Consider the following 15245-nt stretch of genomic DNA (forward strand, 5'->3'; position numbering starts at 1 on the left):
TTAACTCACTTTATGATTTGGTATATTGATGTTTTTTGAGTTTGTATAACGCATAAGTAATGACCCCCGCACTCATGACAACTTGGACAATTGCCGCAAGCAAGAGCGCGATCGCTGCTCCTAAAAGTCCCATAGTCGGGATCAACCAGAAACAAGCCATAGCTGAGATAGTTGTCACTAAAGTAAATATCGGAATTTGAATGCGAAAGTATTTAGCTGCCGTCATTCCATAACCGAGGAGCGAGGATACATAACTGATTGCTGTAGCAAGCATTAACCAAACAAACAAATCTGTATATTTGGCATATTCAGGTTGATAGAGAAGGGCAAGAATTTGTCTACCAACGACCAGAGATATTAGAACGCCCGTTCCACCTAATAATGCACCTATTAAGAGTAGCTTGAAAATCAGAGACCGAAAAGCGGCGCTATCTCCGGCTGCATAATATTTAGCCAATCTTGGATTAGCTGACTCTCCCAGAGCATTAACCACTATACTCCCTGCTACCATTAAGTAGGCTATGGCAGCAAAAAAGCCTAGTTCCCTCTCTCCCAAGTAGCGCTCAACAAAATAACGAGGAATGTTGCTGTTTAGTGAAATCACCATCATTACAACACCTAGAGGCAAGGAGAGCCATATAAGTTCCTCCTGGGTTTTTAAATTCCAACGAGGTCTTAGTACCACTGGCAAATAACGAGATCCAGATATCTCACCTTGCAGTATTGTTGGTGACCCGTTAAGCATCAATGCGCCACTGCGGATATCGTAGGTAATTAGGACTATCGCCCAAGCAACAACCAAACCAAATATTCCCCATAAAAGATTACCAGTTGTGTAAATTCCAAGACTCAGGAGTAACAATGATAAAGTTCCTTTAATTATCATTGACATAGCAATGCGATCCATGCGTTCGTGCTGCTGGATTAAACCATAAAATATGTCACTAATAGACTCAAAGGCTTTTGCCAAACCTATTAACAGGATAATGAATAATGTCTTCCAACGATATCCTACTGCAAAAGTTATTAACACAATTAATAAAAGCGCGAATCCTGTAGATATGAGCCTCAAAGCCAAGTAATCCCCAAAGAGATATTGACGTTTAGCATCTGTTGCCTGTAGGGATCGCAGTTGGAGATTTGTTAACGCGATCGTAGGTGCAGTAATTGCCAATCCTAAAGTAAACTGTCCTACCATCTCTGCGCTACCAAGTTTAGCCATCACTACCAACAACCCCCACTGGCAAGCTGCATAGACAACATTACCAATGAAAGTCCAAGAAAAGTTGCGACGTAGTGTGAGTGGCTTAGTCTGTTCCATTACCTTGTCACCTCCTAATTTTAACAAGCTCCTTGTTCGCGTTTCATCGACTCTTTACAATTTATTATATTCATGTTTCTTACACATTTTTTGATTGTATTTTTTTCAGCTTATTAACAGTATCTAGTGGATTAAAACTTTCATGTTTTAACAGATACTCTGCTCCTTTTTTTAGTAAATATTCGTCTTTGTATCCGGGTACTATCTGCTCTAACAAAAATAAAATAGTATTTACCTCATTTTTAGCTGCTGCTTTAAATAACGCTTCTACAACGAGTTCTAAATGTTCTGGAATCATGCAACTTGCATTTTTTACCAATAAAAGTTTTTCGTGTTCGGTTAATTCATACTCCTCTCCAGGAATCAACAACTCCTCAAATAGCTTTTCTCCTGGTCGCAACCCTGTAAATACAATGTCAATGTCTTTATTGACTTCATATACCGAAAGGCGAATCAGTTCTTTTGCTAAATCAACAATTTTTACAGGTTCACCCATATTCAACATTAACACTTCCCCACTGTGGGCAATAATTGTAGCTTGTAAAACCAGTTGAACCGCCTCAGGAATGGTCATAAAATAACGACAGATATCGGGATGGGTAACAGTAACAGGACCTCCTGCAGCAATTTGTTTTTTGAAAGTAGGAACTACACTACCCCGACTGCCTAAAACATTACCAAAACGTACAGCAACATAAGGTTTTCCACTCTCTCTTGCAGCTTTTAGCACTAACATTTCTGCAACTCTTTTACTCGCCCCCATGACATTGGTTGGATTAACTGCTTTGTCTGTGGAAATCATCACAAAATTTTTCACATCATATTGCTGTGCTAAGTCCAATAAATTTTTCGTACCAATCACATTGTTAGTAATTGCTTCTGTTGGATTTAATTCCATCAAAGGAACGTGTTTATGAGCTGCAGCATGAAAAATGACGTCTGGACGGTATTTTTCAAAAGCATATTTGAGCCTTTTATAAGAGCGGATATCACTAATGAACTCAAAAATACAAGGTATAGAATTCTGTACTTTACCATCATTTTTCTTGACTTGCACAAGTTGTTGCAATTCTTGTTGAATGTTAAATACAGAATTTTCTCCGTGTCCTAAAAGTATCATTTTTGCTGGGCAGCAATGAAAAATTTGACGGCATAATTCGCTACCAATCGATCCACCTGCGCCTGCAATCAGTACTTTCTTTCCTTTCAGAAAATTAGAAACTTTTTCAATCTCTATTTGTATGGGTTCGCGTCTGAGTAAATCCTCAATCCTGATATCTCGAATACTGTCTAGCCTGACGCGACCATTAAGAATTTCATGTATGCCTGGTAAAGTGCTTGTTTGAATTCCAGTTACTTTGCAAATATCAACTATTTCCCGAATCACTCGTCCTGCAACTGTCGGCATTGCAATAATAACTTTCTGGATTTGCAGAGATTTCACAACATCAGGGATTTGGTTGCGATCGGCAACTACAGGTATCCCACGAATACGGGTATGTAATTTTTGAGGATCGTCGTCAATGAAAGCCACTGGATAAAAACCTAGTTGGGGATTTCTTTGCATTTCTTGTACTAGGGAAAGCCCTGCATTACCAGCACCAACCACTAACACCCGTTCTTGGGAGTTAAATAATGCATATTCCTGTTGCATTCTTTCCACAACCCTCACACTAAAACGTAGTGCTCCGATGAAAATACATGAAAGCAAACCATCAATATACGGAAGTGAAGGTGGTAATTTGTCTACAGGAATATAAGGCACATATTGAATAAGGTTAAATAACAAGGTTTCAATAACCACAGTAGCTGTCATTAGCGTAACTATATATATCACTTCCTCAACACTGGCATACCGCCAGTAATGTTTATAAAAACCAAAGCTCCAAAGTACACCTAATTTAATTATCAAAAACAGTATCGTGTCTTTTACTAAATCGGGTATATATTGTGCCAAGACAAGATGACCATCTAAACGCAAGAACAGAGCTAACAATGGTGTTATCAAAAACATTATCACATCAAAAATCAAAAAATGGCAGTTTCTTAGCTTCAGTAATTGACACAAAAAAATGTTAATCATTTTTTGCATTAACTGGCGAGAAAGTTTTAAAAAAATATTCTTTTGTTTCAGAAGTTTATACATTACTTTTTTCAACCAATCTGTAAAATTTAAGTTTTGACTAAGAACGAAACTGCTACAATAATCTACTAGTTTTATGAAAACTATGCTCTTTTTAACTTGAAAACTAAATCATTTACACTTTGCGTTGCTGTTGAACTAGAGTTTAAATCGCTTGTTTTTCCAGAACCTGACATGGTTTCTGGTGTGTATCCTGCAACTATTTGTTGTAGTAACAATTTGATAGCAGAGGCATCATTTTCATCTGCGGCTTTACACAAAGCTTCCACAGTAGCAGTCAAATTTTTAGGAATAATGCGACTGGCATTTTTGACAACAAATAATTTCTCATGTTGAGTTGGTTCATACTCTTCTCCAGGAATAAACAGCTCCTCAATTAACTTTTCTCCTGGTCTCAATCCCGTAAATAGAATTTCAATATCCCTGTTGACCTCATATCCTGACAAGCGAATTAATTCCTTTGCCAGATCCACAATTTTCATAGGTTCACCCATATTCATCATTAACACTTCTCCACCACGACCAAGTACACTAGCTTGCAAAACCAGTTGAACAGCCTCTGGAATAGTCATAAAGTAACGACGCATTTCAGGATGAGTAACAGTGACCGGACCACCTGCTGCAATTTGTTTCTTAAATGTAGGAATAACACTACCACGACTGCCCAAGACATTACCAAAACGCACGGCGACATAGGGTTTGCCACTTTCTTTTGCCGTTTGCAGCACAAGCATCTCAGCAACCCTTTTACTCGCCCCCATAATATTGGTGGGATTCACTACTTTATCTGTAGAAACCATGACAAAATGTTTAACGTTGTATTCCAAAGCTAGGTCTAGTAAATTTTTGGTTCCCAGTACATTGTTAGTGATTGCTTCTGGTGAATTTAATTCCATAAGTGGTACATGCTTGTGAGCAGCAGCATGAAAAATCACATCAGGTGGTAATTGCTCAAAAACCTGTTTTAACCTCTCCCAACAGCGAATATCAATGATATAAGTAGTAAGATAAGGAATTTCTCTTTGTTCTACACCATTTTTCTTTAGAAGTTGGACAAATTGTTCGAGTTCTTGTTGGATATTGAACACAGAATTTTCACCATGTCCTATCAGTATCATTTGAGCAGGTCTAGATCTAAAAATTTGACGGCATAATTCACTACCAATTGACCCACCTGCACCCGTAATCACTACTTTCTTGCCTTTCAGAAATTCCGAGACTTGCAAAATATCTGTCTCAATAGGTTCGCGTCTGAGCAAATCCTCAATTCTCACATCCCGAATACTGTCTACGCGCACGCGACCATTGAGAATTTCATGTATCCCAGGCAAAGTGCTAAATTGGATTCCTGCAGTTTTGCAGATATGAACCAGCTCGCGAATTGTTTGTCCTGCAGCAGTTGGCATAGCAACGATCGCTTTCTGGATGTTCAGAGATTTCACAATATTGGGAATTTTGTGGCGATCGCCTACAACAGGAATACCGCGAATACGCGCATACAATTTCTGCGGATTATCGTCAATAAAGGCTATAGGATAAAAACCTAATTGAGGATTTCTTTGCATTTCTTGTACCAAAGAAACTCCTGCACTACCAGCACCAATAATTAAGACCCTCTGTTGTGGGCTAAATGTATTCTCTGGTTGAACCCTTTTCAAAACTCTGACACTAAAACGCAATGCTCCTATAAATATGTATGAAAGCAATCCATCTATAAATGGTAGTGAACGTGGCAAATTGTTAACACCAAAATTAGATATATGGTGAATACTATAAAAGAGTATCGATTGAACAATAATAACCACTACCATCATCACGGAGAGAAAACAGAGTTCTTCAATGCTTGCGTAGCGCCAATAGCGTTTGTAAACACCAAAAAGCCAAAAGAGACTCAGTTTAACTGTTAAAAACAGTATCGTTATCCTGACTAAATCTAAAACATACGGTGCAATAACAAGATGACCATCAAAACGCAGGAGCAGTGCTAGTAAAGGAGTGATGGAGAAAATAACAAGATCGCAAATGAATAAATGATGGTTTCTCAGATTGAGCAAGCTGCTTAGTAAAGATTTTAATGATTGCCAAACACGCCATTGAGAAGACATAAAAAGTATTAGTGAGTTTTTTTGAGGATGTGATAAGTAAATGAAAAATTACAGACAAGGTAGAATTTTTAAATCACTTTTTTCTGCAAAATTCAATTTAAGGGGGAGCAGCCCAATTTGGAAAAATACGCCAGCGATGGAAATCGCGTCTATACAAGCGCTCGTCCCCAAGACAAGGACTTCTTAATTAAGTCCGCATGGACTTTGTTTGCATAGCCCCAGAATTCTATTCTGAGGGCAATCGGCAAATTCGAGATGCTCCTATTTAAGGAAACAAGAACAGAGATTTTTATTTGAGGAATAAACTTGTATTTTATTGGTTAAGAGTAGTTTTTCATGTCTATAAATCACTAGTTCTTGTGATAAAATTATCCGCATCCATATTCTAACCGCAACCGTGCTCTCTGGAGTTTACGGTCGATGGCTTTCATCCCACAAATGTGGTCTATGAAACTCAAAATTCAGGAACTCAAAAAAGAGTCTTTTGGTCTTAGTTTTAAATACTGACTCAGTATTTTATTCCTAGACTTTTAGCTTCAAGCTCTGGGTGCAAAATGTAAAAATGTCATGGCATAAAGCACCTCTAATTCGACTACTGCTCGTTAATAGGAGTATGAAAACATACTCGCACGGCTGTGAACTGTTAGTTACAGCTATATCTTCAAAATGTTATTTAGACTGAACGACTAGAATGACTTTAATTTCTACAGTACGGGCAAAAGTTGAGATCCTTGTGAGGAAAAGATAAAAAAATATTAAGGCGATTTGCAAGGAGGGACAAACAATCCTATAAAAATTACTATGAGCTTTAAATTGAATGGCGCTAAGAAAACGCCATAACCCTGTCCCATGGTTGTGGTGTTTTCTTATCACTATTCAGGGATCAAAATCACGACAAACCACTTTTGCAAACTTAATTAGCGCTCTTTTATAACTCTCAAGAGAGCATAAAAGAGCGCTAACCAATCGTGGGTTCAATAGACTACCCCTATCAAGGTGAGCGTTTGTACTAACAGTCCTAGCAAAGCGTACAGGTGTAGAGTGCGATCGCTTTTAGCCCTGATGGAAAGTATCTAGTTTCTGCGAGCAGTGATAATACAGTTCGCCTTTGGACTGTGAAAACTGAAGAATTGGCTAAAAGACTGAGGGAGAAACTTTTTTGTGATTTGACCGATTTAACAGAGAAAGAACGGCAACAGTTTCTACCGTTCTTCCATCACTGATTTAACTGAATTCGCACTTATTGAGGAATCAGCACTGTATCAATCACATGGATAATGCCGTTATCAGCAGTAATATCTGGTGTTATAACTGTTGAATCATTGACTTTCACACCATTTGATGCATCAATTTTTAAAGTCGAACCTTCAACTGTGGGGGCCGAGTCCAGGTTGACCACGTCAGCAGCTGTGACCGTTCCAGCAACAACATGATACGTCAGGATCTTCGTTAGTTGGGGAATGTCCTGAAGTAATGATTCAACTGTACCCGAAGGCAGCTTAGCAAATGCATCATCTGTTGGCGCAAAGACGGTGAAAGGGCCAGGTCCTTTAAGGGTGTCTACTAAACCTGCAGCTTGAACAGCAGCCACCAAGGTGTTGAAAGAACCCGCACTTATTGCAGTATCCACTATGTCTGCCATATCTGAACCAAACTCCATAGGTAACGTCATTAAGTAGTGTAAACGAAATTGGTTGTTATTTGAGCCGGAAATTTTGGGAGAAAAAACAGCCCATGAATCCACTGCGACAGGGAGACGTATTGCTCATCCGGTAAAGGAGTTCAGTTCTTTTGAAATACCAGCCCTTGCAACACCATCAGCGATCGCTCCGTCACCATCACAGACTGACTGCCTTGGTAAACAAGACTTTCCTCAACAAAGTAAGGTTCTGTCGTATCAATAACAACCTTCCATTCTCTATCCTTTAGCCCTATGGGTAGGGAAAACTCTATATTTTCCTTTTCTGCATTGAAGAACATAAGAAAGCTGTCATGACAAACATCAGATGTGATTCCTTCACCGTTCAAGAACATACTTATGGCACAAACACCGTCTTGCCACTGTTCTTCACTAATTTCACTCCCATCTGGATTCAACCAATCAATGTTACCCTCCTCGGAACCTTGTTTTAACCAATTGTGCTGCCGAAACACCACATGTTGCCAGCGAAACTGAAGTAACTGGCGCGTAAATTGCAACCATTCTTTTTGTTTTTCAGTTAACTTCCAATCGTACCACGAAAATTTTACATTATCTTGATTGTATGCATTGTTATTTCCCAGTTGGGTTCGCCCCATTTCGTCTCCTCCTAACAGCATAGGAACGCCTTGAGACAGCATTAAAGTCGTCAGAAAATTGCGTTTTTGCCTCTCTCGTAGTTGTAGGACTTCTGGATCGTCCGTTTCTCCTTCAACCCCACAATTCCAAGAATGATTGTTATTGCTTCCATCTTTATCGCCTTCCCCGTTCGCTTCGTTGTGTTTCTCGTTGTAACTAACTAAATCATTGAGTGTAAACCCATCGTGGCAGGTGATATAGTTAATACTGGCATCAGAAAGTTTTCCTTGATGTTTGTATAAGTCAGGGCTCCCCATAAAGCGATCGCTCAACTCTTGTTTATTTTTCTGTTCGCCACGCCAGAAGTCCCGCATTGTATCGCGATACTTACTATTCCACTCTGACCATAAAATAGGAAAGTTTCCGATTTGGTCGCCACCCTCTCCTGCATCGCAAGCTTCAGCAGTCAATTTCACTTGCGAAAGGACGGGATCTTGATGGATGATGTCAAAAAAAGCAGCCCCCCTATCGTATTGGATTTTAGTGATTTTCTCACAAAAGCTTTCAGATTGGCTTTGGTTGTTATCTTGAGACATGGTTAACTGGATTTGATACTCTGAGAGGAAGCACTCTCGCGCAAGCGTTGGAGCCTCATCAAAGCGAAAACCATCTACGTGCATCTCTGTAACCCAATAACGCAAGCTATCTAAAATCATCTTAAGGACTTGAGGATGGCTGACATTCAGAGAATTTCCACAGCCCGTAAAATCTAAATATTCACTCTTGTTATTTTCGTTCAAGCGGTAGTAAACTGCATTATCAATACCGCGCCAAGATAAAGTCGGTTCTGACGGGTTTCCTTCTCCCGTGTGATTATAAACCACATCTAAAATGACTTCGATGCCAGCAGCATGAAGGCTTTTCACCATTTCTTTAAACTCAATGACTTGTTGCCCTAAGATTCCACTAGCACTGTAACCGGAATAGGGAGCAAAATAACCAAGCGTTCTGTAGCCCCAGTAGTCGCGGAGTCCTTGTTCGGCTAAAAACTGGGGATAAGGAAAAATGTGATGAACGGGTAGAAGTTCCACAGCTGTAATGCCGAGGGATTTGAGATGAGCGATCGCAACGGGATGAGCCAGCCCTGCATAAGTTCCTCGTAAGTGTTCGGGAATATCTGGATGAAGCTTGGTGAAACCCTTGACATGAGTTTCATAAATAATGGTTTCAGACCAAGGAATTTGCAGGAGCCTGTCTCCTTCCCAATCAAATGTATCATCAATAACAATTGCCTTGGGAATTAAATGAGCATCATCTAAGCCCAGATAGTACAATGACGGAGATGGATCTTTTGTTGAATCTTTTAGGGAATAGTTAAAAATTTCTTGTCCGTAGATAACATCACCAGCGATCGCCTTTGCATAAGGATCGAGCAACAGTTTAGCCGGATTAAAGCGGTGTCCTTTTTCAGGTTCATAAGGTCCCCAGACTCGGAATCCATATTTCTGTCCTGGTTCGACTCCTGGTACGTAGCCTTGCCAGATATGGTTTTGCACCTTAATTAAAGGCAAACGAGTTTCCTGCTCCTGTTCATTAAACAAACAAAGCTCAACATCTGTGGCATTTTCCGAAAACAAAGCAAAATTTGTCCCTTGACCATCCCAGCTAGCACCGAGAGGGTAGGGTTTTCCAGTCCAGATTGTCATACTACTAATAGTATTGATATATGGCAAAGTTAAACTGAAGGATATCATACCCTCAGTTATGAGTTATTCATCTCGAATGATGAATAACCTATAATTCGGATCGCACAACAACTAACCTTGTTGTTCAGCAGCAGCAATTTCTAAGAGAGTCTTAAGTACCGAATCAGGGTTGAGACTGATAGAATCTATACCCTGTTCGACTAGGAAGCGGGCAAATTCTGGATAGTCACTTGGTGCTTGACCGCAAATCCCAATCTTGCGTCCGTGTTGTTTGACTGTGTAAATTGCCTTTGCGATCGTTCGCTTGACTGCTTCGTCACGTTCATCAAATAAATGCGCCACTAACTCCGAATCCCGATCCAAGCCCAGCGTCAACTGAGTCAGGTCGTTTGAGCCAATAGAAAATCCATCAAAGACTTCACTAAACTCATCTGCTAGTTGTACGTTACTAGGCAATTCACACATCACGTAGACTTGTAATCCGTTTTCTCCTTGCACCAAACCATTTTTTGCCATTTCTGCAATGACACGGCGACCTTCTTGAGGAGTACGGCAGAAAGGAACCATCAAAATGACGTTGGTTAAGCCCATTTCATCGCGGACTCGCTTCATCGCCAGACATTCCAGGGCAAAGCCTTCGCGGTAACGCTCATCATAGTAGCGAGAAGCACCACGCCAACCAATCATCGGGTTTTCTTCTTTTGGTTCAAATTGTTTGCCACCTAACAGATTAGCGTACTCGTTACTCTTGAAATCACTGAGACGGACAATCGCGGGTTTGGGATAAAAAGCTGCTGCAATAGTTGCTATTCCCTGTGCCAGTTTATCAATGAAGAATTGGGTTTTGTCTTCATATTGAGTTGTTAGCTCAGCGATTTTGTATTTGGCAAGTTCATCTTCTAATTCATGAAAATGGATCAATGCTAACGGATGTGCTTTAATATGGTTGGCAATAATAAACTCCATGCGCGCTAACCCGACTCCATCATTAGGTATAGCAGTTAAGCCAAATGCCTCTTCAGGATTGCCCACATTCATCATGATTTTAGTGCGGGTATGGGGTAAAGTTTTCAAGGGGATTTTTTGCACTTCATAGCGCAACAAACCTTGGTAAACTCTTCCAGTTTCACCTTCAGCACAAGAAACGGTAATTTCTTGCCCAGTTTTGAGGACAGTCGTGGCATTTCCACAACCCACAATTGCTGGAATTCCCATTTCTCTGGCAATAATTGCAGCGTGACACGTGCGTCCACCAGAGTTGGTGACAATTGCACTTGCTTTCTTCATAATTGGTTCCCAATCTGGATCTGTACGGTTGGTCACCAAGACTTCTCCAAGCTGAAACTCGTTGATGTGATGCACATCTAGAATGACTCTGGCTTTACCTTGCCCAATCATCTCACCTACACTCCGCCCCGCAATCAGCACTTCACCTTTTTCTTGAAGGCGATAGCTGTGCAAAATATTTTTTTCTTTCTGGGATTGCACTGTTTCTGGACGTGCTTGCACGATAAACAATTCACTGGTGATGCCATCTTTTGCCCATTCAATATCCATTGGTGTGTAAACACCACGCACTTGTGAGTAGTGTTCTTCAATGAGGCAAGCCCAGTATGCTAGTTGTAAAATTTCGTTATCTTGGAGGGCAAATGAAGAGCGATCGCTGGCTGCTACCGGAATATTTTTAGTTAATTTTGAGCCACCCAAGTCATAAACCATTTTGATTTCTTTTGTGCCCAAGCGCTTGTCCAGAATCGGTCGATACCCTTGTATGAGAGTGGGTTTAAAGACTAAGTATTCGTCGGGATTGACAGCCCCTTGGACAACGTTTTCACCTAATCCGTAAGCCGCAGTCATCAGTACAGCATCTTTAAAACCTGTTTCCGTATCGATAGAGAACATCACCCCAGATGCTGCCAAGTCAGAACGCACCATTTTTTGCACACCGACCGAAAGAGCAATGTTGAAGTGGTCGAAGCCCTTGATTTGACGATAAGAAATAGCACGGTCTGTAAAAATTGATGCAAAGCATTTGTGACAGGCGTCAAGAACAGCTTGCAGTCCATGGACATTAAGATAAGTTTCTTGCTGTCCGGCAAAGCTAGCATCTGGTAAATCTTCAGCAGTAGCACTGGAGCGAACTGCGACATCAGTGTCAGTCCCGTACTGTTGACAGAGATTCTCGTAAGCTTGGGCGATCGCCTGTTCTAATTCTTGAGGAAACGGGGTTCTTAGCATTAAGGATCTTGCCTGTTTACCTCGTTCGTGCAGATTATTCACATCCTCAACATCTAAAGAAGCAAAAATCTGTCTGAGTTGCGCTTCTAGACCCGCAGCTTCAATAAAGTAGCGATATGCGTAAGCGGTTGTAGCAAATCCTGTCGGAACTTTCACGCCTTTAGGTCTTAGTTGTTGTATCATTTCTCCCAAAGAAGCGTTTTTACCTCCTACCAGAGAAATATCTGCAATTCCTACTTTTTCCAAAGGCAGTACGAGAGCTTGGTCTAGTTTACCAAAGCGTTCGGTGTTTCGATTGACCACTGTGTCTTGCATAGTAAGCTACCTTAATGAAGTGGGACAATTTACAACCTGTTTGCACTCAATGAGCTTGTGTTTATTTGACACCTTATTATTCAGGCTTTAGCTCTACCTTAAACTTATGGAAAGACTTTGAGGAAATTGTGAAGATGACAGTTGTTAAGGATAGTTAACACTCATCAGCCTCTCTTCCTAGAAACTAGTACATGAAGGCAGAAGTACGCTCGCTACTAGGGTAGAAGGCGCAAAAGTCTTGAACGTAAGCTTTTTGTTTGTTATTAATGGTTGCCTTATTTATGCTGTGCTGTACTAGCGCATTTTCAAGAATTTACAATAAAGTAACATACAGAAATAAGAAAAGGACGTAATAGCATTTACTACGCCCTAGGAAATCACACAACTGTAAAAACATGAAAAACCCGTAGGATGGTAATTACAGGCATTATTATTTATGAGAAATATTGCTTGAGATACAGCGCTTTGCATCTGAATGAGGTACACCCCCCTTTCATCCCCCCTTTCATCCCCCCTTGCTAAGGGGGGACAGAGGGGGGTAATTTTTGTACCTCACCAAGTTGAAATCTGCTGTATGAAACAAAATTGGTTACAAGAAGTTTATATAATAAACCTATAAATTTGCAGCACTTGCACATTTAGGTCAAAAAGTACCGAGTACGGAAATCTCTTACATTCAACACTTAAGTTTTGTCAGCATAGTAGGTTGAGCAAACTCTTGGAGAAACTCAACAAATATCGTAAATGTTGGGTTTCGTTCCTCAACCCAACCTACCAACCTATGTGTTTTCGTATTTTTAAGCTTAACCGACAAGCTTTTGAATCTAATTATTTAGTTTATCGATCTGTTGCTGTAGCTTTTGCACAAAGTCAGATGATGAGTTGGGCAGTAATTGTACAATACTTTGACCAAGGAATTGCACTGAATCTCTTTCAACTAAACAGAGTAAGTCTCGTTGTTGCCAATATCCAATTTCATCAAAAACATTATCTAAAATTCCTAGACATTGAGATCGCTCTAACATTTCAACAACTAAAGTATGAGCCAGAACAAAATTAGCGATCCCTCCATATTCTGGTAGAGATGCAAATTGTGTTTTGCAATGTCCTGTTGCCATCCAGTTTTTATAATGAGAATAGTATCCTAGAAAAATAACTAAACCTTCGCATCCTGGTCTAGGAAGTGTCTCAAATCCAATTATATGAGTAGGGGATATAGATTCACCTGTAGCAAAATTATGGTGAATGGCTTGAAGAGTAAGGAGTGAAGATTTTCCATTTTCAGAACTGAAAACACAGTCTTTTCCTTCTAGCTCAATGACATTATCATCTACCCATGTAAAGGGAAGCAGTTGTGCATGGTGATGTAATGAATCTAAAATAGAGCGGATTTCATTAATAGGTCGATTACCTGCGTTAAATTGGTAGTGAATACTGTATCCCATAACTTCAATCCAACCACAATACAGCAAACTGCGCCTAGCAAATACTTACTACACGAGGCTCTGCCTCGTAGACTGCATTCCCAGCCTCAGGCTGGGAAGGAGAGAATTACCAGTCACTGATTACTAAATATCATAGCCGAATAAATTTGGATCGACTTCGCCTAACTGTAGATCGGCTAAACCATACTCAGCCCATCGCCTATCGACCATTGCTGCGGTTTCTGGATCTGATTCGAGGGAATCACCCCACTCATGTTCCGTTTCTGGAGGAATTTTTGTGGTTGCATCAATTCCCATCCTTCCACCCAAACCAATTTTCTCACTGGCAAAATCCAATGTATCAAAAGGCGTGTTAGGCAAAATAAAGACATCTCGCCCGGGATCGACTTTGGAACTAATTGCCCATACTACTTGACGCGGATCTCTAATATTGATTGTCTTATCTACTACAATCACAAACTTGGTATATGTAAACTGTGGTAAAGCACTCCAAAATGCCAAAGCTGCACGTCTTGCTTGTCCCGGATATGCTTTATCAATGGATATAATTGCTGCTTTGTAACTCAATGCTTCCATGGGTAGGAAGAAGTCCACAATTTCTGAGACTTGCTGCCGCAAAATGGGTGTATAAATGCGATTGAGAGCGATCGCCATCATAGCTTCTTCTTTTGGTGGACGTCCGCTAAATGTGGTTAAGTAAACTGGTTCAATGCGGTGAGTTATGCAGTGGAAGCGAATCAGTGGTGAATCTTCCACGCCCCCGTAATAACCCATGTGATCCCCAAAGGGACCGTCTGGCAAAACTTCCCCTGGTGTAATTGTCCCTTCCAAAACAAATTCTGAATCGGCGGGGACTTCCAAATCTACTGTCTTACACTTTGCCAACTGCACGCCGGAACCACCATAAAGCCCCGCAAACAACCATTCTGATAAATCCACGGGTATTGGTGTCGCAGCTGCCATAATAATTAGGGGGTCTACACCTAATGCGATCGCAATTTCTAATTTTTTCCCACGTTCTGCTGCCTTGCGTAAATGCCTTGCTCCGCCTCGCACTGACAACCAGTGAACGGTCATCGTATTTTTAGATTGTAGCTGCAAGCGATACACACCGACATTCGGTGTTCCGGTTTCACAATCTCTTGTTATCACAAGTCCCAGAGTAATAATTTTACCTGCATCTCCGGGATAAGGGCGTATCAAAGGTAACTTATTTAAATCTAACTCATCCCCTTGAATAACTACTTGCTGACAGGCAGGGAAAAAGTCGCGTCCTGGTTTTGCTTTCAACACATCAAACAGAACCTTGCCAAACTCCACAGCTTGAGCAATCTTTTTAGGTGGTTTGGGTTGCTGTAGCATTGCCAATTTCTTCCCCAGTGCCTCCAACTCCAGAGGATGCTGCATATTCATTGCCCAGCATATCCGTTCCACTGTTCCCAACAAGTTGACTGCTACAGGGAACGAAGCTCCTTTAACGTTTTCAAACAGAAGCCCCGGTCCCCCTTTTTGCAGCATTCGGTTAGCAATTTCGGCTATTTCCAAGTCTGGATCGACTGGGGCTGAAATTCGCTTTAATTGCCCTTTTTCTTCCAAAAGTTTGATGAATCCCCGTAAGTCTCGTGCCATTGTTTAAGAAGTATGAAGCGTTTCTTATATTATCAGCCCTCCTTCCCTTGTTCGTCGTAGGTTGC

The 15245-nt window shown here is 40.7% G+C and carries 9 protein-coding genes; 1 reads left to right on the forward strand and 8 read right to left on the reverse strand.

The window, feature by feature from the left end; all coding sequences use genetic code 11:
• Nucleotides 1–10: 10 nt before the first annotated feature.
• The 3 genes from F7734_RS08370 to F7734_RS08380 form a co-directional block, all read right to left on the reverse strand.
• On the reverse strand, nt 11–1321 hold the full coding sequence (locus tag F7734_RS08370) for an oligosaccharide flippase family protein (protein ID WP_155744237.1): 1311 nt from the start codon (nt 1319–1321) through the stop codon (nt 11–13).
• Between the two features lie 79 nt (nt 1322–1400).
• Nucleotides 1401–3413, reverse strand: a complete 2013-nt coding sequence (locus F7734_RS08375) for a nucleoside-diphosphate sugar epimerase/dehydratase (RefSeq protein WP_243146761.1) — start codon at nt 3411–3413, stop codon at nt 1401–1403.
• 134 nt (nt 3414–3547) lie between these two features.
• On the reverse strand, nt 3548–5569 hold the full coding sequence (locus tag F7734_RS08380; protein WP_155744239.1) for a nucleoside-diphosphate sugar epimerase/dehydratase: 2022 nt from the start codon (nt 5567–5569) through the stop codon (nt 3548–3550).
• Between the two features lie 1046 nt (nt 5570–6615).
• Here F7734_RS08380 and F7734_RS08385 point away from each other — a divergent pair.
• Nucleotides 6616–6792: a hypothetical protein gene (locus F7734_RS08385; RefSeq protein WP_166481802.1), complete on the forward strand. Its 177-nt coding sequence runs from the start codon at nt 6616–6618 to the stop codon at nt 6790–6792.
• A gap of 17 nt (nt 6793–6809) precedes the next feature.
• Here F7734_RS08385 and F7734_RS08390 read toward each other — a convergent pair whose 3' ends face one another.
• The 5 genes from F7734_RS08390 to F7734_RS08410 all read right to left on the reverse strand — a co-directional run bounded on the left by F7734_RS08390 (nt 6810) and on the right by F7734_RS08410 (nt 15180).
• Complete coding sequence (locus F7734_RS08390) at nt 6810–7211, reverse strand: fasciclin domain-containing protein (RefSeq protein WP_155744240.1); 402 nt, start codon at nt 7209–7211, stop codon at nt 6810–6812.
• Between the two features lie 140 nt (nt 7212–7351).
• Nucleotides 7352–9553 (reverse strand): alpha-amylase family glycosyl hydrolase, encoded by a 2202-nt coding sequence (locus tag F7734_RS08395; protein ID WP_155744241.1) that lies wholly within the window; start codon nt 9551–9553, stop codon nt 7352–7354.
• A 111-nt stretch (nt 9554–9664) separates the two neighbouring features.
• A complete protein-coding gene (gene ppsA, locus F7734_RS08400) occupies nt 9665–12106 on the reverse strand; it encodes a phosphoenolpyruvate synthase (protein ID WP_155744242.1) in 2442 nt (813 codons plus the stop codon).
• 824 nt (nt 12107–12930) lie between these two features.
• Nucleotides 12931–13551, reverse strand: coding sequence for a hypothetical protein (locus tag F7734_RS08405; RefSeq protein WP_155744243.1), 621 nt, complete (start codon nt 13549–13551; stop codon nt 12931–12933).
• A gap of 123 nt (nt 13552–13674) precedes the next feature.
• Nucleotides 13675–15180: a UbiD family decarboxylase gene (locus tag F7734_RS08410; protein WP_155744244.1), complete on the reverse strand. Its 1506-nt coding sequence runs from the start codon at nt 15178–15180 to the stop codon at nt 13675–13677.
• Between the last annotated feature and the right edge of the window lie 65 nt (nt 15181–15245).

This window comes from Scytonema sp. UIC 10036 (assembly GCF_009725235.1).